Below are 18,923 nucleotides of genomic sequence, written 5' to 3' on the forward strand. Positions count from 1 at the left end.
CGGTCAGCGGCGCGCCATGTACATGTCGAACGCCTTGTGCAGAAGCTTGTTGAGCGGGAAGTCCCACTCGCCGAGGTACTCCGCTGCCTGCCCGCCTGTGCCGACCTTGAACTGGATCAGGCCGAAAAGGTGGTCGTTCTCGTCCAGCGAGTCGCTGATGCCGCGGAGGTCGTAGACCGTGGCGCCGAGCGCATAGGCGTCCTGGAGCATCCGCCACTGCATCGCGTTCGAGGGACGGACCTCACGTCCGATGTTGTCCGAGGCGCCGTAGGAGTACCAGACGTGCCCGCCGACGACGAGCATGGTCGCCGCAGAAAGGTTCACGCCGTCGTGGCGCGCGAAGTACAGCCGCATGCGGTTGGGATCCTCGGCGTTGAGGGCCGTCCACATGCGCTGGAAGTAGCCGAGCGGCCGCGGCCGGAAGTGATCACGGACCGCGGTGATCTCGTAGAGGCGCTGCCATTCGGCCAGGTCGTCGTAGCCGCCCTGGACGACCTCGACGCCGGCCTTCTCGGCCTTCTTGATGTTGCGGCGCCACAGTTGGTTGAAGCCCTTGTGGACCTCCTCCAGCGACCGGTCGGCCAGCGGCACCTGGAAGACATAGCGGGGCTGTACGTCGGCGAAGCCGGCGCCGCCGTCCTCGCCCTGCTGCCAGCCCATACGGCGCAGCTTGTCCGCCACCTCGAAGGCACGCGGCTCGATGTGCGTCGCCTCGACGTCCCTCAGACGCTTGACGTCGGGGTTCTGGATGCCGGCCTTGATCGCCTGGGCGTCCCAGCGGCGGATGACCACCGGCGGGCCCATCTTCACGGTGAAGGCACCCTGCTGCTTGAGATGCTTCAGCATCGGCTGAAGCCAGTCCTCCAGGTTCGGCGAGTGCCAGTTGATGACCGGCCCCTCCGGGAGGTACGCCAGGTAGAGCTTGACCTTGGGAACCTGTCGGTAGAGCACCAGGCCGGCGCCCACCATCTCGCCGCTCGCGTCGAACCAGCCCAGGCTCTCCGCCCGCCATTCGGATTTGACGTCCGCCCAGGCGGGGACCTGCATGTGGCTGGCCGCGGGCAGACTCTGGATGTATGCCAGATGCTGCTCTCGGCTGATGGTCCTCAGGGTCAGGCTCATGCGGGGCGCTCCTCGGCAGGTGTGTCCCCTCGGTCGGGGCTCCGGCTCTCGCGCCGAAGCCTACTGTGACCACGGAGCGCCCCGTCTGGGCCATACGGGCCGGGGCCCCGTATGCCGCATCGGCTAGCCGATAAGGCCGCCGAAGAGGCCGCCGTGAGCCAGGCCGAGGTAGAAGCCGACAGCCGCTGCCCCGAGGCCGATGATCAACAGGAAACGTTCGCCTGTCGTCGACGAGATGAATTGTCCCCACAGGCCGGTGCCGATTCCGATCAGGCCGACCCAGGAGCTGATCAGGTGCAGGCTGGGAGAGAGCGTGGTGAAGATGGCGATCGCGCCGAGGACCACGGTCACAATGGCGATGGTGTTCTCGACGGGATGCGCCTTGCCGTCGCTGTTGAGAAGCGAGAGCAGACTGCGCTGGGTCCGTGCTGCCTGTGCCATGCGGCACCTCCGATGACAGGGCGGCGCACTGTAACGCCGCTCACACCCGTTGTGTTCCAGATTGAGGGGTGCACCGGGCGGATTTCAACCGGAAGGCTTCAGGCAGGTACTCTGTACGGTCTGCGCCCATGTCTGCCCGGATGACCCGGACGGGCTCGGCGCGGAACGCATACGACCCTCCTGCCACGGAACGACCGTGGCCGCTGAGTCCAAAGGAGGTGGGTTCTACATGCGTCACTACGAGGTGATGGTCATCCTCGACCCCGATCTCGAGGAGCGCGCTGTCTCCCCGCTGATCGAGAACTTCCTCTCCGTCGTCCGTGAGGGCAACGGAAAGGTCGAGAAGGTCGACACCTGGGGCCGTCGTCGTCTCTCTTACGAGATCAAGAAGAAGCCCGAGGGCATCTACTCGGTCATCGACCTGCAGGCCGAGCCTGCGGTCGTCAAGGAGCTCGACCGTCAGATGAACCTGAATGAGTCGGTCCTCCGGACCAAGGTCCTTCGTCCCGAGACCCACTGAGCGCGCAAGCGCCCAGCGGTAACCGGGTCCGAGTAGCAGCAACACCAGCAGCCAGCAGCACACCCGCCGAGAGGTTCCCCTAATGGCAGGCGAGACCGTCATCACGGTTGTCGGCAATCTTGTCGACGACCCCGAGCTGCGCTTCACCCCGTCCGGTGCGGCGGTCGCGAAGTTCCGCGTCGCGTCCACTCCCCGCACTTTCGACCGCCAGACCAATGAGTGGAAGGACGGCGAGAGCCTGTTCCTGACCTGCTCGGTGTGGCGTCAGGCGGCGGAAAACGTCGCCGAGTCCCTGACGCGGGGTACCCGCGTGGTCGTCCAGGGCCGCCTCAAGCAGCGGTCTTACGAGGACCGCGAGGGCGTGAAGCGCACGGTCTACGAGCTCGACGTCGAGGAAGTCGGCGCGAGCCTGAAGAACGCCACAGCCAAGATCACCAAGACCAGCGGTCGCGGTGGCCAGGGCGGCGGCTTCGGCGGCGGTCAGCAGGGCGGCGGCCAGGGTGGCGGCGGCTGGGGCGGCGGCCCCGGCGGCGGTCAGCAGGGCGGCGGCGGTGCTCCCGCCGACGACCCGTGGGCGACCAACGGTCCTGCCGGCGGCTCCGGCGGCTCCGGCGGCTCCGGCGGCGGTCAGCAGGGTGGCGGCGGTGGCTGGGGCGGTAGCTCCGGCGGTGGCTACTCGGACGAGCCGCCCTTCTAGGTCCGTACAGCTGGCCCGATGCCGCGCGGTTTCACGTGAAACCGCGCAGCGAAGCGGCCAGGGGCCTTGAGGGCGTCAGCACAAACTTCTTGAACTCATTGGAGAGAGATAATGGCGAAGCCGCCTGCTCGCAAGCCTAAGAAGAAGGTTTGCGTGTTCTGCAAGGAGAAGATCTCCTACGTCGACTACAAGGACACGAACCTGCTGCGGAAGTTCATTTCCGACCGCGGCAAGATCCGTGCCCGCCGGGTCACCGGCAACTGCACTCAGCACCAGCGTGACGTCGCCACGGCTGTGAAGAACAGCCGTGAGATGGCGCTGCTGCCCTACACGTCCACCGCGCGATAAGGGAAGGGTGACCGAATCATGAAGATCATCCTCACCCACGAGGTCTCCGGCCTCGGCACCGCTGGCGACGTCGTTGACGTCAAGGACGGGTACGCCCGTAACTACCTGGTCCCGCGTGGTTTCGCGATCCGCTGGACCAAGGGTGGCGAGAAGGACGTCGAGCAGATCCGCCGCGGTCGCAAGATCCGCGAGATCGCCACGATCGAGCAGGCCAACGAGGTCAAGGGCCGGCTCGAGGGCGTCAACGTGAAGCTGGCCGTTCGCGCCGGCGACGCGGGCCGCCTGTTCGGCTCCGTCACCCCGGCCGACGTCGCCTCGGCGATCAAGGCCGCCGGTGGTCCGGACGTCGACAAGCGTCGTGTCGAGCTCGGTTCGCCGATCAAGACCCTGGGTGCGCACCAGATCTCCGTGCGTCTGCACGCCGAGGTCGTTGCGAAGCTCGGCGTCGAGGTCGTCGCCGCGTAAGCGCAGCACCACGACAAAGGGCCGCATCCCGTCCGGGATGTGGCCCTTTGTCGTGTCCGGGTGCCGAAGGCCCGCTGTCAGTCCTCGTCCTGGGCGCGCTTGTAGAGCTTGACGACATCGTCGTCGAAGTACGCGGCGTAGGAGACATCGTCCACGTCACCGCCGCCTTCATGGCCGCCGAGAACGCCGATGACCGTGCCGGTGTGGCTCCTCGGGTCGTAGTCGGCCAGCCAGGGGCTGCCGCTCGTACCGCCCTCGAAGTCGCTGCACTTGATACGGAGCTGGGTGCTGCTGTACTTCGTGGTGCGGTTCTGGCAGGAGATCGGGGTGTCACGGCTGGTCGGATAGCCGGTGATCTTGACCTCGTTGTCGAAGCCGCGGTCGATGCCGAGCGTGTTGCCGCCCAGCACGTCCTGGATCTGCTTGCCGTTCTTCTTGTCGAGCACGAGGAAGGCGATATCGAGGTCCTCGTCCTGCGACTTGGCCCAGCGGTCGTCGATGACCACCTTCTTGACCTTCCACAGGCCGGTGGGCTCTTTGCCGTTGCGGTAGTCGGGCGCGAAGACAAGATCGTCGACCGTGGTCTCGGCGTCGGGATCGAAGGCACAGTGGGCCGCGGTGATGAGCATGTTCCGGCCCGGACTCTGCACCACGCTCGCGGTGCAGAAGTGCTCGCCGGTGTCGTCCTTCTCGAAGACCGCGCCGACCCGGGCGTTCTGCTCGGTTCTGCGCGGGGTGTACGCACTGCCGTTGTCGGCCGGGGCCGTCGCGGCCGGGTCCTGGTCTTGCGGATCTTGGCCGGCCTCGCCGGACTTGCCGAAGCTGCTGCGGCCGCTGAGGGCACTTTTGCTCGTATCGGCTTCCTCCGAGGAGTAGCCCACCACGGCAGCGGCCACGCTGACGACGAACGTCAGGGGCAGCACGGACTTCCTGGCAAACGAGCGCACACGGTCATTATCGGCACCCGTTGCGTATTGCGGGAGGTCCTTCAGCGAGAGGCCCCGGTCACAATCCATCGGCCCGAGCGGGTGCGCAGCCACAGGGTCAGCATGCGGACGGTCATCATGAGCGCCATCGCCCACCACAGCGCGACCAGTCCGCCGCCGAGGACAGGTACGGCCAGCGCGGCCGGAGCGAACAGCGCCAGCGTCACCACCATGGCCCGGGCGAGATACGGCCCGTCCCCCGCACCCATGAGCACGCCGTCGAGGATGAAGACGATCCCGGAGACCGGTTGTGTCACGGCCACGACCAGGAGCGTGCTCATCAGCGGGCCCTGCACGGCGGGGTCGGAGGTGAACAGCGGGATGAACAAGGGGCGGGCGAGGGCGACCAGCACGCCGAGGACCAGGCCGGAGGCGATGCCCCACTGGACCATGCGCCGGCAGGCGGCCCTGGCACCGTCGCGGTCCTCCGCACCGAGGTACCGGCCTATGATGGCCTGCCCGGCGATGGCTATCGCGTCCAGCGCGAAGGCCAGTAGGGACCACAGCGTGAGCACGATCTGGTGGGCAGCGACCTCGGCGTCGCCGAGCCGGGCGGCGACGGCGGTGGCGATCATCAGCACAGCGCGCAGCGAGAGCGTACGCACCAGCAGCGGGACCCCGGCCTGGGCCGAGGCACGGATCCCCGCGGCGTCGGGACGCAGTGAGGCGCCGTGCCGTCGCGCACCGCGGATGACCACGACGAGGTAGACCGCGGCCATACCCCACTGGGCGATGACCGTGCCCCAGGCGGAGCCCGCGATGCCGAGCCCGGCGCCGTAGACCAGGGCGACGTTGAGTGCGGCGTTGGTGGAGAAGCCGCCGATGGCGACATGGAGCGGGGTCTTGGTGTCCTGGAGCCCGCGGAGCACACCGGTCGCGGCCAGTACGACGAGCATCGCGGGGATGCCGAGCGCGCTGATGCGCAGATAGGTCGTGGCGTACGGGGCAGCGGTACCGGAGGCACCGAAGGCCTCGACGAGCCAGGGGGCGGTGGGCAGTACGGTCGCGATGACGGCGGCGCCGAGCAGCAGGGCGAGCCAGATGCCGTCCATGCCCTGGCGGATGGCGGCGGGCAGATCGCCGGCGCCGACCCTGCGGGCGACCGCGGCGGTGGTGGCGTAGGCAAGGAAGACGAAGACGGAGACGGCGGTGGTGAGCAGGGCGGCGGCGACACCGAGGCCGGCGAGCTGGGGAGTGCCGAGGTGGCCGATGACGGCGCTGTCGACCATGACGAAGAGTGGTTCCGCGACCAGTGAACCGAACGCCGGCAGGGCCAGGGCGATGATCTCGCGGTCATGGCGGCGGTCGGTGCGCCGCGGGGTCGCGGGAGCCTGGGTCATGCGCTCAATGTAATCGTCCACAGGTAAGAGATGCAAACCCCTTGCAGTCCTTACTTTCCGCTGTGCGGAGTTGCCTCCCCTGTGCCGTTTGTCGCGATCTTGAAACGCAAGTGAAAGTTTTTCTCCCCCACAGCCTATGGATGAGAAAGGTGCAGGTCAGCTCGGTGGGGGTGGGGCGATTGTGTGCTTGTCCACAGAAGTTTCCCCCGGGCCGTGCACAGGATCCGGGGACTTCTCCACAGCTGTAGGGCAGTCATCCACATGGCCTGTGGATAACCAGATTGGCGGACGGTGCCCACGGGCCTACCGTGGTCCGGCACCCGCCGCCTGTTCCGGCCTGAGAAATCGTCCGAACTCGACGCGCCGTAACCGGAGTCGGGCGTCTCGATTGTCAGAGCTGTGCCGTAAGAAAGAACAGCACAGCAAGGTCCGCGTCGCGGACGGGAGGAGGTGCCGGGGTGAGCATTCCCGAGCCCATGGAAGACCCCTGGGCGGACTCCGGTCCCAGCGACCTGCTGCCGGCCGCGCGCTCCCGGCGAGGCGAGGGCAAGGGCCGCGGCCGCGGCGACCGCCAGGAGCGCGACGACGACGGCGGCGGCTCCTGGAACGGCGGATTCGAGCGGGTACCCCCGCAGGACCTGGACGCCGAGCAGTCCGTGCTCGGCGGCATGCTGCTGTCCAAGGACGCGATCGCGGATGTCGTCGAGGTCCTCAAAGGCGAGGACTTCTACCGTCCCGCCCATGAGCTGGTCTTCCAGGCGATTCTCGATCTGTACGCCAAGGGCGAGCCGGCCGACCCGATCACCATCGCCGCGGAGCTGACCAAGCGCGGCGAGATCGCGCGGGTCGGCGGCGCCTCGTATCTGCACACCCTCGTCCAGTCCGTACCGACCGCCGCGAACGCCGAGTACTACGCCGAGATCGTCCATGAGCGTGCGGTGCTGCGCCGCCTCGTCGAGGCCGGCACCCGCATCACGCAGATGGGATACGCCGCGGACGGCGATGTCGACGAGATCGTCAACAGCGCCCAGGCGGAGATCTACGCCGTCACCGAGCAGCGGACCAGCGAGGACTACCTTCCGCTCGGCGACATCATGGAGGGCGCCCTCGACGAGATCGAGGCGATCGGCTCACGCCAGGGCCAGATGACGGGCGTGCCCACGGGCTTCACCGACCTGGATTCCCTGACGAACGGCCTGCACCCCGGCCAGATGATCGTGATCGCGGCTCGTCCCGCCATGGGTAAGTCGACCCTTGCGCTGGACTTCGCGCGGGCCTGCTCGATCAAGAGCAATCTGCCGAGCGTGATCTTCTCGCTGGAAATGGGGCGCAATGAGATCGCGATGCGTCTGCTGTCCGCCGAGGCGCGGGTCGCGCTGCATCACATGCGCTCCGGCAGCATGACGGACGAGGACTGGACGCGGCTGGCGCGCCGGATGCCGGACGTCTCGGCCGCGCCGCTGTACATCGACGATTCGCCGAACCTCTCCATGATGGAGATCCGTGCGAAGTGCCGTCGGCTCAAGCAGCGCAACGAACTGAAGCTGGTGGTCATCGACTATCTCCAGCTGATGCAGTCCGGCGGCTCGAAGCGCGCCGAGAGCCGCCAGCAGGAGGTCTCGGACATGTCCCGAAACCTCAAGCTGCTGGCGAAGGAGCTGGAGCTCCCGGTCATCGCGCTCTCCCAGCTGAACCGTGGCCCCGAGCAGCGCACGGACAAGAAGCCGATGGTCTCCGACCTCCGTGAATCCGGTTCGATCGAGCAGGACGCCGACATGGTCATCCTGTTGCACCGCGAGGACGCCTACGAGAAGGAGTCCCCGCGGGCCGGCGAGGCCGACCTGATCGTGGCGAAGCACCGTAACGGCCCCACGGCGACGATCACGGTCGCGTTCCAGGGGCACTACTCACGGTTCGTGGACATGGCGCAGACGTGAGGGGGGCGTGCCCGCCATCCCGTCAAACGATCCCTCGGCCGTCGCCGTCACCCAGGAAGCCAGCGTCCGCTCGCGCCGGCTCCTCGAATCCATCGGCATGCAGCCGGTCGACAGCTTCGTGGAGTTCGACGCGCCCCAGGTGATGTACTCCGCCGGCCCTCAGTGGTCCGCGTCGGCCGGTGAGGACTCACCGGCCGACGCGGACGATGGCGAGGGAACGGCCGGTGGCGGGCCCGTCGGCCGGTGACCGCCGTCAGGGCGCCACCTCCAGCACGATCTTGCCGGTGGTGCGGCCGGTCTCGCCGAGGGTGTGCGCCTTTGCGGCCTCCTCAAGCGGTACGACGGTGTCGACGGCGACCCGCAGCTTTCCGCTGTCCACCAGGTCGGCGACGGCCTGTAGTCCGGCCCGGTCGGGCTCGACGAGCAGGAACTCCGCACGGACCTGTGCCTCGCGCGCCTGCGCGGCCGGGAAGGCGTCGTCCAGCGGCAGGATCGAGACCAGCGTGCCGCCGGTGCGCAGGGTGCGCAGTGAGCGGGCGCCGTAGTCGCCGCCGATGGTGTCGAGGACGACGTCGACGTCGCGCACCGCCTCCGCGAAATCCTGCTGGGTGTAGTCGATGAGCTCATCGGCGCCCAGGCCGCGCAGGAAGTCGTGCTTGGCCTGCCGGGCGGTGCCGATGACGTACGCGCCACGGGACTTGGCGATCTGCACGGCCAGATGGCCGACTCCGCCCGCCGCCGCGTGGATCAGCACCCGCGCGCCGGGCTGGATCTGCGCGGTGTCGACCAGGGCCTGCCAGGCAGTCAGCGAGGCCAGCGGGAGTGCGGCGCCCTGGACGTGATCCAGGCTGGCCGGGAGGTGCGCGAAGTGGCGGGCGGGTGCGGTGACGTACTCGGCGTAGGCCCCGGCGGGGTGCGGGAAGCGGGGCATACCGAAGACCTTGTCGCCCGGCGCGAAGAGGGTCACGCCGAGGCCGACCGCCTCCACCACGCCCGAGACATCGAAGCCCAGGGTGAACGGGGCCTTGGCGCCCGTCAGGAAAGCGCCCTGGGAGCGCGACTTCCAGTCGGTCGGGTTGACGCCCGCGGCGTGCACCCGGACCAGGATCTCCGTCGGGCCGGGCACCGGACGGTCGGTGGTGATCATCTTGAGGACGTCGGGGCCTCCGGCGGTGTCCTGGCTGACGGCTCGCATCTGCGGGGTCCGGGTCTCGGGCATGGTGTCTCCTTCGTACGGTGCCTACGGCGGTGACCGGGCATCCGCGACGCTGGTCGGGCGGGTTTCCCGGGGGTGCTGTCAGCTTTCCGTGGCGGCCGGGGGCCCGGCGGTGTCCTGATGGCCAACGTTTGAAAGAATCGGGTCATGCATCGCGTCGGTGTTCTCGCCCTGGACGGTGTCGTCCCTTTCGAGCTCGCTATCCCCGCGCGGATCTTCGGGGCCGCACACGGCGCCGCCGGGGAGCCGCTCTACTCCGTCGTCACCTGTAGTCCGGACGGGCGCCCGGTGCGCGCGGAGGCCGACTACGAGATCGCCGTCGCCGAGGACGCCTCCGTCCTGGCGAGTGTGGACACCGTCGTCGTCCCGCCGTCCCGCGCGCTGGCCACGATCGCCGAGGACGGCCGGCTGCCCGATGAGCTGCGCAAGGTGCTGGAGTACATCCGGCCCGGCACCCGGATGGTGGCCATCTGCACCGGCGCGTTCGTACTGGCCGCCGCCGGGATGCTCGATCACCGGCCGGCCACCACCCACTGGCGGGAGGCCGCGCAGCTGCAACGCCTCTTCACGACCGTACGGGTCGACCCCAATGTGCTCTTCGTCGACGACGGCGATGTGCTGACCTCTGCCGGAGCCGCCGCCGGTGTCGACGTGTGTGTGCACATCGTGCGCCGTGACCACGGCAGCGCCGTCGCCAATGACGTGGCCCGCGCGTGTGTGGTGCCGCCCTGGCGGGACGGCGGCCAGGCCCAGTTCATCCGGCTGCCCGTCCCCGCACCGTCGACGGGCGGCACGGCGGCCACCCGCGCATGGGCCCTGGAGCGTCTCGGCGATCCGCTGACCCTGACCGCCCTCGCCGCACACGCCCGGGTCAGCGTGCGCACCCTCACCCGGCGCTTCCGCGACGAGGTCGGCATGAGCCCTGGTCAGTGGCTCGCCGGCCAGCGCATCGAACGGGCCCGGCATCTGCTGGAAACCACGGACTGGCCCATCGACCTCGTCGCCCATCACGCGGGCTTCGGCACCGGGACCTCCCTACGCCAGCATCTGCACAGCGCCGTGGGGGTGTCGCCGCAGGTGTACCGGCGGACGTTCCGGAGCGCTGCCGAGCTGACCGCCTGAAGAGCGGCGGGGATCGCGGTCTTTGACCTTCAGGCTGCTTGAAGCTCCACAATCGCGTTCATGCAGCGGACGGAAAACACGTTGGCCGGCCGCCGCCGAGCTGCGACGATGCCCCTCTTTCCCCAGCGGAGGACATTTTGTTCGCTTTCGCGTGTGTGGGGTGCGGCGCCAGGTTGACCACCCCGCTGTCCCAGGTCGCTCTGCCGGTCCACGCCCATCAGAAGTATGGGAACGGGATTCAGCTTCCGGTGCTCATGGAGTCGGGCACGTTCGCCGTGGACCCGGAGCCCTCGGGGCCGCCGTGGCGGACGTGGGAGGAGATCGATCACCACGAGGCGGCGTCCCGCGGCATCTATGCGCCGGTCTACGCCCTGTCCGACGGCGCGCCCGGCGCGATCGTCATCGCACCCGGAGATGCACGCGGCACCCTGCTGATCCCGGAGAAAGGCGGCGGCTACTGCTGCGGCCTCGACGGGGCCGACGGCCTCAACATGGCCTGCGAGGCGTGCGGCCTGCCCGTGGCGAGCAGGATCGACGACTGCTCGCTCTGGCAGGCGGTGTGGCTCGCCCCCGACGCCGTGCGCCGCCGCCCCGTTGACTACGCCGACGCCGCACCGCTCTCCTGGGCGGAGCTGACGGCGAAGGGGAAGGGCACGCCCCCGTTCGAGCCGATCGCCACGTGGGGATCGCGGCTGGGGCCGAACCACTGGTGGTCATGGAGCCCGCAGTGGGAGGCGGCAGCCGGCCGGGCGCTCGCCCACCTGCTGGCGGCCTCGGAAGGCCGGCCGGTGACCGTCCCGGACGGCCTGATCGCGGAAGTGTTCCAACGCGCCCTCGACGCCCTGCTGCCCGCAGGTCAGCCGGCGCGGCGGGCCGTCCTGGCGGGACCGGGACGGCCCGCCCCCGATACGAACGCAGACATCCTCCTCGTGCCGACCCATCCACAGACGGGGGAGACCTGGGCCCCGGCCGGCCCGGCCGCCTCGGTATACCCGGTACCGCTGCCGTTCGGGGTGTGGCTGTGGCTGGCCTTCCCCGAACCGCACCTGTTCGTCCCCGCGTCGGGCGGTATGCCCGACGGCGTCCTCCGCGACGACCCGCCCGCGCCGCGCCCCCCTCACCGGTTCCGGGCCGACCCGGGAGCGTTCCAGCACACCCTGGTCCGGCTGCCGGCCGTCCGCAGCCCGTGGCTGCGCGAGATCCTCGAGAACCTCACGCAGCACATGCGCACCCGCTTCTTCTAGCCAGTCGGCAGAACGCGCCGACGCCCCATCTCCGACCTATCCGGTGACCGTGCTGCCGCCATCGAACAGCGCCAGACAGCGGTGCCTCCTGAAGCGGTGAACATCTGCTGTCCGTTCTCATGGACATAACCACATGGCCCTGGCCCTGACGCTCCCCGCTTATCTCGGATACCTCGGAACGGAGGGGGACCGGGTGCGGCTGCGGTCTGCGCTGAACATGGTGCACGCCGCGGGCCGGCTGCCGGACGACGAGCAGACCGAACTGGGCGCGGTGATCGGTGCGGCGGCGCTGGAGTGCTGCGGCGAGGATAGGGCCCGGCCGCGTCGGATTCGCCGTTGAGGAGAGTGCCATGACCATCCCACAGCCCACGGAGTCCCATGAGTCCGGACCGGTCGGCCACGGGCCGGTGGCGGGCGCTGCGTCCGACGAGTTCGCGGAGCTGTTGCCGCAGACCCGAAGGGCGTTGCTGCACCGGCTGGCGGTCGGACAGGCCGAGGGACGGGCGCCCTCTCTGACGGGTGCGGTCGTCCGCGGGGGGCGAGTGGTGTGGACGGGTTCCCGGGGATCGGTGGAGGGGGAGGCACCGCACGACGATGTGCAGTACCGGATCGGTTCGCTCACCAAGACCTTTGTCGCGGTGCTGGTATTGAGGCTGCGGGACGAGGGACTGCTGCGGCTGGAGGACCCGGTCGGCAGGCACCTGGAGGGGTCGCCGGTGCCCGAGGCGACGATCGCCCAGCTGCTCGCGCACAGTTCGGGGCTGGCGGCCGAGACCCGAGGTCCGTGGTGGGAGCGGACCGCGGGCGAACTGCGGCCCGAGCAGGCCGATCTCTTCGACGAGCGGCCGCAGCGGCTCCCCGCCGCACGGCGCCACCATTACTCCAACCCTGGCTATGCGCTGCTCGGTGCGCTGGTCGAACGGCTGCGGGGCGGTAGCCCGTGGGACGAGGTGCTGCGGAACGAGGTGCTGGAACCGCTGGGCATGGGGCGTACGACGCTGCGGCCGGAGAGGCCGCACGCGAGCGGCTGGGCGGTCCACCCGTGGGCCGACGCCGTGCTGCCGGAGCCGGCCGAGGACACCGGCTTGATGGGCCCGGCGGGGCAGTTGTGGTCGACGCTCCAGGATCTGTGCCGGTGGGCGGCGTTTCTGCTGCGGGGCGACGGACGGGTGCTCAGCGCGTCGAGCCTGGCCGAGATGCGGACACCGGCCGTGCCGCCGGAGGCGAACGCATGGGACGCGGGGTACGGACTGGGCGTTCAGCTCGTACGGCGGGAAGGCCGGCTGCTGGCCGGGCATGTCGGCTCGATGCCCGGTTTTCTGGCGGCACTGTGGACCGATGCCGAGGAGGACATCGCCGGGGTCGTGCTCGCCAATTGCACCTCGGGCCCGGCGGTCGCCGCCCTCGCCGCCGATCTCACCGGGATCGTGAGTGAGCACGAGCCCCGGATCCCCGAGCCCTGGCATCCGCTGCCCGGGCCGCTGGACCCGGAACTGCTGGCGCTGACCGGGCCCTGGTACTGGGGCGCGAACCCGCACATCCTGCGGCTGCGGGACGGGCGCGGACTGGAGCTCACGCCGCTGTCCGGGACGGGGCGGTCCTCGCGGTTCCGGGCGGAGAAGGACGGCACATGGACGGGGCTGGACGGCTATTACGCGGGCGAGACGCTGCGGGTGGTGCGGGATGAGGAGGGGTCGGTCAGCCATCTCGATCTGCATACCTTCGTGTTCACCCGCGGACCGTACGAACCGTCGGCACCGGTGCCGGGTGGAGTGGATCCGGAGGGTTGGCGGGTGTGAGGCCCGTACGGCGGGGGCGCGGGCCGCGGACGTACAGTCGAACCAGATGTCAGGAGCCGCGCCGAGTCGGCTCGCTACCGCTGGAAGGCCCTGTGACTGCCGTGTCTGATCCGACCGCGAACGCCGCCCCGGACCTGCTCGACCTGACTCCGCTCACCGCGGCCCACTTCGCGCGGATCGAGGACAAGGTCGCGGCCCTGATGCACACCCGCTGCGATGTCGTGGCGATGCAGGGCGAGGCGCTGCTGCCCCTGGAGGCCTGTATCCGCTCCGCCGTGCGGCCCGGCAGCACCGCGCTCAACATCATCACCGGCCCGTACGGCGAGACCTTCGGCGGCTGGCTGCGCTCCTGCGGCGCCGAGGTGGTCACCGTCACCGCGCCGTTCACGGGTGCGGTCGACCCGCGGCAGGTGGCGGACGCCTTGCGGGAGCACCCCGAGATCGACTTCGTGAGCCTGGTGCACGCGGAGGCAGCCACCGGCAACACCAACCCCGTCGCCGAGATCGGTGCGGTGGTGCGCGAGCACGGCGCGCTGCTGATGTTGGACGCGGTTGCGTCGGTGGGCGCCGAGCCGCTGCTCACCGACGAGTGGGGCGTGGACCTGTGTGTGATCGGCGGGCAGAAGGCCATGGCCGGGCCTGCCGGGGTGTCGGTGGCGTCCGTCAGCGCCCGTGCGTGGGAGCGAATCGCCGCCAATGAGCAGGCTCCGCGGCGCTCGTACCTCTCGCTGCTGGACTGGAAGGAGCGCTGGATCGACGGCGGCCGCACGGTACTGCCGCACGCCCCGGCGCAGCTGGAGATGCTCGCTCTGGAACAGGCGGCGGACCGGATGAACGCCGAGGGGCTGGATGCGGTCATCACCCGGCACCGGGCGGCGGCCGCGGCGACCAGGGCCGGTGCGCGGGCGCTGGGCGGGCTCGCTCCCTACGTTGTGCGCGACGAGGACGCGGCGCCGGCGGCCACGACGCTCCGTGCACCCGAGGGAGTGGACGCCCGGGAGATCGTGACCGCCGCGCTCGCGGTGGACGCGGCGGTGCCGGTGCAGGCCGCGGCCGGAGCGCTGGCCAAGGAGATGATCCGGGTGAACCACTATGGCCGGGCTGCTGACCGGGCAGTGGTCACGGCCTCGCTGGTGGCACTGGCGGGCGGGCTCCGTGCGCTGGGGGTGTCCGTGGATGCCGAGGGTGCCGCCTTGGCGGCGGGCGCGGCATGGGACGCGGTGGCCGCACGCTGAGGCGAGCCGGCGCCCGGCCGTAGGGCGCGTTGTCGTGGTGGGGTCGTGTTTCACGTGAAACACGACCCCACCCGTGTGTCTGGGCGCGGCATCGTCGTTTCACGTGAAACACCTGTGCCCGCGGGTGTGCCCCTCGGGAGCCCGGCGTTCAGCAACCTCCGTTATATGCAGGGGAGTTGGCTGCCGCGGAAGCAGGAGAGAACGAGGTGCCGTACGGCCGCAGAGGCAGCGCCGGCGGCATTGCGGCTGACCACGATCTCGTCCGTCGTCCGTCAGGAGCAGTGCGGTGGCGTGCTCCGGGCCCCGGCGGCAGGCTGGACGCGAAGGCGCCGTATGCGCCGTCGCTTGCGGGCCTCGGCACAGCGGTCAGGCCATGCCGAGGGCTCTTCGGCGGCTATGGAACGCTCTTCGATGGCTCGCACGTCCGCGCCGGTATCGGTCGTCGTCGGTCCGTTCCCCCGCCACCGCGTGTCCGGGTCATTTAACGATCATGCTCGAAGCCTCCCGTAGAATCGGAACAAGCGACCCGTTTACAAGGACGGCACGCGCGCACCGGATGTCGATGTTTTTCGGGAGGCCGGCGGTGGCCGAGGGTGGTGTCACGTCGTCCCGTGCGGATGCGCGGCGCAACAGGGCTCTGGTGCTCCAGGCGGCTCGATTCGCCTTCGAGGAACGGGGGTTGGGGGTTCCCCTCGGAGAGATTGCGCGCCGGGCGGGTGTCGGTGCGGGCACCGTCTACCGCCACTTTCCTTCCAAGGAAGCCCTGTTCAGGGCGACGATCGTGGAGCGGATTGAGCTTTTCACCGACACTGCAAGGGACTTGGCCGAGGTGCCGGACCCCGGCGCGGTGTTCTTTCGCTTCCTTTCCTCCGTGGTGCGGCTCGCGTCACGGAACAAGGCACTGTGTGACGCGCTGGAAGCGGCCGGCGCCGGTCGTTTCGAGCCGTCGCCCGGGGTCGGGCAGGACTTCGACGATGCGCTGGAAGTGCTGCTCGGCAGGGCCCAAGAGGCAGGTGACGTACGGCAGGACGTCGGGATAACGGACCTCAGGGCCCTGCTGGTGGGGTGTCTTTCGATGGAGCGGGCCAGGGCGGGAAACGGTGTGGAGGCCGGGGTGCCGGAACGGATGACGGCGCTGATGTGCGATGCGCTGCGGCCGGAGCGCGCCGTAACGAAACTGCCGGTGGAGCCGGTAAAGCGTAACGAATCGCGGTGTGAGCTGTGTGGCACGGCGATCACGGCGGCGCGCATGGGGCGGCCCGCCCGCTACTGCGGTGGTGCCTGCCGGCAGAAGGCGCACCGGGCACGGGGACGTACCCGGCAGACGTGATCAGACGTCGCCGTGTGCCGGCCGGTGCGTCGCTCAGAGCTGGAGCTTGAAGCCCAGGTGGGAGGCCTCGAACCCGAGGCGCTCGTAGAAGCGGTGCGCATCGATGCGGGTCGCGTCCGAGGTGAGCTGCACCATCTGGCAGCCGAGCGTGCGGGATTCCGCGACCGCCCACTCGATGAGCTGGGTGCCGAGGCCGCTGCCGCGCTCGTCGCGGTGGATGCGTACCCCTTCGATGATGGAGCGGGTGGCGCCGCGCCGGGACAGACCGGGGATGACCGTGAGCTGGAGCGTGCCGACGGTCCGTCCCTCGCGGACCGCGACAATCTGGTGCTGCTTCGGGTCGGCGGCCAGCACCTCGAACGCGGCGCGGTACGGAGCCAGGTCATCCGGCGATTCGCGGGTGGCACCCAACGGGTCATCGGCGAGCATCGCGATGATGGCGGGCAGATCGGCCTCGGTCGCGCGGCGTATCTCGATATCGCTCATGGGCGCGACCTTATGCCGTGTGATCGCGGGGGCGGCAGACAGGCAGCCGTGCCGCGCGTTCAGCCGTCGTCCCGCCCCCGTCCCCGTTCGCCCGCATCACCCCGGTGTTACTCCGGCGGCGCGAGCGTCTCGACGGCGGTGACGAGCGGTGCCAGCTCGGGGCGCTGGGCGGCGTCCTGGAGGGCTTCACGCAGGGCGCCGTCGTGGGTGGGCCGGGCGTCTACCAGGAGCGTGAGGCCATCGGGCGTCACGTTGGTGTAGATGCCGCGCCGGTCGTCGGGGCACAGGTAGCGCGAGAGCAGCCCCCGATCCTCGAGCCGCGTGACCAGGCGGGTCGTGGCGCTCTGGCTGAGAACCACGGAGTCCGCGACCTGGTGCATCCGTAGGTGGCCGCCGGGTCCGTCGTGCTGCTCGCTGAGCACATTGAGGACCGAGAACTCACGGACGCTGAGGTCGTGGCCCGTCTGGAGGGCGCGTTCGATGTGGGACTCGATACGGCCGTGCAGGGCGGAGAGCGCGCACCAGCCCTGAGCCAGTCCGGGGGCGGGCGCCGGTGGGCAGCCGGGGGCAGTCGGTGCTGCCGGCTGCCGTGCCTCCACGGTCTGCTGAGTCTCCTGGTTCTCCCGCGTCTGCTGCGTCATCGACGACCTCCTCATGGGCGCACCTCATGGGCGCACCACCAGGATAGGACACTTTCGAAATATACGGCGCTTGCAATTAACCCGCGTCTGCAATTATTGTGGACGCTCGTAAGAAACAGACGCAATGATTTGAAGGGATCCGCCATGCCTCTCGCACTCCTGGCTCTTGCCATAGGTGCCTTTGGGATCGGAACGACCGAGTTCGCGGTCATGGGCCTGCTGCCCGACATGGCGGGCGGTTTCGGTGTCTCGATCCCACTCGCCGGATACGCGACCACTCTCTACGCCCTCGGTGTGGTCATCGGGGCGCCGCTGATGACCGCCCTCGGCACCCGCTTCACCCGCAAGCAGATGCTGATGCTGCTGATGGGCCTGTTCATCGTGGGCAACCTGCTCACGGCCGTCGCACCCAACTTCGGGATCATGCTGGCCGGACGGATCGTTGCCGCGTTCACGCACGGTGCGTTCTTCGGCATCGGCGCGCTCGTCGCCGCCGACCTCGTCGCGCCCGAGAAGCGGGCCACGGCCATCTCGCTGATGTTCAGCGGCCTGACCATCGCCAACGTCGTGGGCGTACCCGCCGGCACCATGCTCAGCCAGCAGTTCGACTGGCGCACCACCTTCTACGCGATCACCGCGCTCGGTGTGATCGGCCTGCTCGGCATCGTCAAGCTGGTCCCCGCGCAGCGGGCGAAGGCGGCCTCTCCGATAGGCAGCGAACTCGCGGTCTTCCGCAATCCGCAGGTCGGTCTCGCGATGCTGATGACGATCCTGGGCTTCGGCGGTGTCTTCGCGGCCGTCACGTACCTCGCCTCGATGATGACCGAGGTCACCGGCTTCGCACCGTCCTCCGTGATCTGGCTGACGGCCATCTTCGGCCTCGGCATGGTCGGCGGAAACCTGGTCTCCGGTCGCTTCACCGACCGCGCCATGATGCCGATGCTGTTCGTGTCGATGACCGGTCTGGCGCTCTCGCTGGCCGCGTTCAACTTCACCGCGCACAACAAGATCGCAGCCATCGTCACCATCGCGCTGATCGGCATCTTCGGCTTCGCCACCGTGCCGCCGCTCCAGAAGCGGGTGATGGACCAGGCGGCCTCGGCGCCCACCCTCGCCTCGGCCGGAAATATCGCGGCCTTCAACTTCGGCAATGCGCTGGCCGCTTGGCTCGGCGGGATCGTGATCTCGGCCGGCCTCGGCTACACCGCGCCCAACTGGGTCGGTGCACTCATGACTGCCGCGGCGCTGGGGGTGGCGATATTCGCCTCCGCTCTGGAGCGGCGTCAGAGGGGCCGTGGCCGTGTGGTGGCCGTCGGCGGATCCACGGTGGCCGCCGAAGAGCCCCTAGCAACGGCGCACAGCTGACGGACCCGTACCGCCCGCCCCGCATCAGCGGCGCTACGAGCACCAGCAGACCAACGAGCACCACGAGCGCGCCACGCACCACGAGCGCAGCACGCGTGACCAGCACCACTACACCCCCAGGGAACACCTCTCATGAGCACCACCACCCCTGCCACGCCCACGGCCACCCCCACCCCCACCGTCCGTCCCCTCACCACCCGCGATGCCGAGGGCCTTATCGAGACCGCCGTCCGTGCCGCCGAGGGGCTCGGTGTGCGGGGCAGCGTCACCGTCCTGGATGCGGGCGGTCATCTGCTCGGTTTCCGGCGCGATGACACGGCCGTGCTGATCTCAGGGGAGACCAGCACCCGCAAGGCGTACACGGCACTTCAGTTGGACGCCCCCACCGCTGACCTGGTCGAGCTCGTACGGCCCGACGGGCTCTTCCACACGCTCCCCACGGCGTTGGACCGGCCGCTGCTCTTCCTCGCGGGTGGTGTGCCGCTCCACCGGGACGGCCGGCTGATCGGCGCGATCGGCTTCGGTGGCGGTGCCCCCGAACAGGACCACCGGATTGTCACCGAGGCGATAGCGGAGGCCGACCTCGCCTGACGGCGGCTCCGCACCAGGGCCGGTTCGTAAGCCCCGCC

At 69.6% G+C, this 18,923-nt stretch carries 21 protein-coding genes; 14 read left to right on the forward strand and 7 right to left on the reverse strand.

Annotated features, from left to right (window positions below; all coding sequences use genetic code 11):
• Positions 1-3: 3 nt before the first annotated feature.
• Together IF67_RS0128970 and IF67_RS0128975 are read right to left on the reverse strand one after the other, a co-directional pair.
• Positions 4-1,122 carry a lipid II:glycine glycyltransferase FemX gene (locus IF67_RS0128970; protein WP_030075756.1) on the reverse strand — a complete coding sequence of 373 codons (1,119 nt, stop codon included), beginning with the start codon at positions 1,120-1,122 and terminating at the stop codon, positions 4-6.
• A 123-nt stretch (positions 1,123-1,245) separates the two neighbouring features.
• Entirely contained in the window at positions 1,246-1,563 is a 318-nt protein-coding gene (locus IF67_RS0128975; protein WP_030990619.1) for a hypothetical protein, read from the reverse strand.
• Between the two features lie 229 nt (positions 1,564-1,792).
• On the opposite strand from IF67_RS0128975, the gene rpsF reads away from it, so the two are divergent.
• The 4 genes from rpsF (at position 1,793) to rplI (ending at position 3,593) form a co-directional block, all read left to right on the forward strand.
• Positions 1,793-2,083 carry a 30S ribosomal protein S6 gene (rpsF, locus tag IF67_RS0128980; RefSeq protein ID WP_006604399.1) on the forward strand — a complete coding sequence of 97 codons (291 nt, stop codon included), beginning with the start codon at positions 1,793-1,795 and terminating at the stop codon, positions 2,081-2,083.
• Positions 2,084-2,165: 82 nt separating this feature from the next.
• Positions 2,166-2,780: a single-stranded DNA-binding protein gene (locus IF67_RS0128985; protein ID WP_030990621.1), complete on the forward strand. Its 615-nt coding sequence runs from the start codon at positions 2,166-2,168 to the stop codon at positions 2,778-2,780.
• A 111-nt stretch (positions 2,781-2,891) separates the two neighbouring features.
• The gene (gene rpsR, locus IF67_RS0128990) at positions 2,892-3,128 is read left to right on the forward strand and encodes a 30S ribosomal protein S18 (protein WP_003978893.1); all 237 of its coding nucleotides are present in this window, start codon (positions 2,892-2,894) and stop codon (positions 3,126-3,128) included.
• A gap of 18 nt (positions 3,129-3,146) precedes the next feature.
• Entirely contained in the window at positions 3,147-3,593 is a 447-nt protein-coding gene (gene rplI / locus IF67_RS0128995) for a 50S ribosomal protein L9 (RefSeq protein ID WP_030075760.1), read from the forward strand.
• Positions 3,594-3,670: 77 nt separating this feature from the next.
• On the opposite strand, the gene IF67_RS0129000 is transcribed toward rplI, so the two are convergent.
• Together IF67_RS0129000 and IF67_RS0129005 are read right to left on the reverse strand one after the other, a co-directional pair.
• Positions 3,671-4,540, reverse strand: a complete 870-nt coding sequence (locus IF67_RS0129000; RefSeq protein ID WP_030990623.1) for a trypsin-like serine peptidase — start codon at positions 4,538-4,540, stop codon at positions 3,671-3,673.
• A 41-nt stretch (positions 4,541-4,581) separates the two neighbouring features.
• Complete coding sequence (locus IF67_RS0129005; RefSeq protein WP_030990626.1) at positions 4,582-5,919, reverse strand: MATE family efflux transporter; 1,338 nt, start codon at positions 5,917-5,919, stop codon at positions 4,582-4,584.
• Positions 5,920-6,377: 458 nt separating this feature from the next.
• Between IF67_RS0129005 and dnaB the strand changes: the two genes are divergently transcribed.
• Positions 6,378-7,856, forward strand: a complete 1,479-nt coding sequence (dnaB, locus tag IF67_RS0129010; RefSeq protein ID WP_078889688.1) for a replicative DNA helicase — start codon at positions 6,378-6,380, stop codon at positions 7,854-7,856.
• Between the two features lie 7 nt (positions 7,857-7,863).
• Positions 7,864-8,103 (forward strand): hypothetical protein, encoded by a 240-nt coding sequence (locus IF67_RS0129015; protein ID WP_030990629.1) that lies wholly within the window; start codon positions 7,864-7,866, stop codon positions 8,101-8,103.
• Between the two features lie 6 nt (positions 8,104-8,109).
• Here the strand turns inward: IF67_RS0129015 and IF67_RS0129020 are convergent, their stop codons facing one another.
• Positions 8,110-9,075, reverse strand: coding sequence for an NADP-dependent oxidoreductase (locus IF67_RS0129020; RefSeq protein WP_030990630.1), 966 nt, complete (start codon positions 9,073-9,075; stop codon positions 8,110-8,112).
• Positions 9,076-9,219: 144 nt separating this feature from the next.
• Here IF67_RS0129020 and IF67_RS0129025 point away from each other — a divergent pair, with 144 nt between their 5' ends.
• The 6 genes from IF67_RS0129025 (at position 9,220) to IF67_RS0129050 (ending at position 15,802) form a co-directional block, all read left to right on the forward strand.
• A complete protein-coding gene (locus tag IF67_RS0129025) occupies positions 9,220-10,194 on the forward strand; it encodes a GlxA family transcriptional regulator (RefSeq protein ID WP_030990632.1) in 975 nt (324 codons plus the stop codon).
• Positions 10,195-10,331: 137 nt separating this feature from the next.
• Positions 10,332-11,438 (forward strand): hypothetical protein, encoded by a 1,107-nt coding sequence (locus IF67_RS0129030; protein ID WP_037839992.1) that lies wholly within the window; start codon positions 10,332-10,334, stop codon positions 11,436-11,438.
• A gap of 133 nt (positions 11,439-11,571) precedes the next feature.
• Positions 11,572-11,778 carry a hypothetical protein gene (locus IF67_RS0129035; RefSeq protein WP_030990638.1) on the forward strand — a complete coding sequence of 69 codons (207 nt, stop codon included), beginning with the start codon at positions 11,572-11,574 and terminating at the stop codon, positions 11,776-11,778.
• A 10-nt stretch (positions 11,779-11,788) separates the two neighbouring features.
• A complete protein-coding gene (locus tag IF67_RS0129040; RefSeq protein ID WP_078889689.1) occupies positions 11,789-13,237 on the forward strand; it encodes a serine hydrolase domain-containing protein in 1,449 nt (482 codons plus the stop codon).
• A gap of 92 nt (positions 13,238-13,329) precedes the next feature.
• On the forward strand, positions 13,330-14,472 hold the full coding sequence (locus IF67_RS0129045; RefSeq protein WP_030990642.1) for a pyridoxal-phosphate-dependent aminotransferase family protein: 1,143 nt from the start codon (positions 13,330-13,332) through the stop codon (positions 14,470-14,472).
• A 556-nt stretch (positions 14,473-15,028) separates the two neighbouring features.
• Positions 15,029-15,802, forward strand: a complete 774-nt coding sequence (locus tag IF67_RS0129050) for a TetR/AcrR family transcriptional regulator (RefSeq protein WP_234341390.1) — start codon at positions 15,029-15,031, stop codon at positions 15,800-15,802.
• A gap of 33 nt (positions 15,803-15,835) precedes the next feature.
• Here IF67_RS0129050 and IF67_RS0129055 read toward each other — a convergent pair whose 3' ends face one another.
• Together IF67_RS0129055 and IF67_RS0129060 are read right to left on the reverse strand one after the other, a co-directional pair.
• Positions 15,836-16,288 (reverse strand): GNAT family N-acetyltransferase, encoded by a 453-nt coding sequence (locus IF67_RS0129055; RefSeq protein WP_030990646.1) that lies wholly within the window; start codon positions 16,286-16,288, stop codon positions 15,836-15,838.
• A gap of 107 nt (positions 16,289-16,395) precedes the next feature.
• The gene (locus IF67_RS0129060; protein WP_078889690.1) at positions 16,396-16,929 is read right to left on the reverse strand and encodes a MarR family winged helix-turn-helix transcriptional regulator; all 534 of its coding nucleotides are present in this window, start codon (positions 16,927-16,929) and stop codon (positions 16,396-16,398) included.
• 144 nt (positions 16,930-17,073) lie between these two features.
• Between IF67_RS0129060 and IF67_RS0129065 the strand changes: the two genes are divergently transcribed.
• Positions 17,074-18,294 carry an MFS transporter gene (locus IF67_RS0129065; RefSeq protein WP_030990650.1) on the forward strand — a complete coding sequence of 407 codons (1,221 nt, stop codon included), beginning with the start codon at positions 17,074-17,076 and terminating at the stop codon, positions 18,292-18,294.
• A gap of 132 nt (positions 18,295-18,426) precedes the next feature.
• Entirely contained in the window at positions 18,427-18,885 is a 459-nt protein-coding gene (locus IF67_RS0129070; RefSeq protein WP_030990651.1) for a GlcG/HbpS family heme-binding protein, read from the forward strand.
• Positions 18,886-18,923: the final 38 nt, after the last annotated feature.

The organism is Streptomyces sp. NRRL S-1813, from assembly GCF_000719605.1.
Lineage (GTDB): Bacteria > Actinomycetota > Actinomycetes > Streptomycetales > Streptomycetaceae > Streptomyces > Streptomyces decoyicus.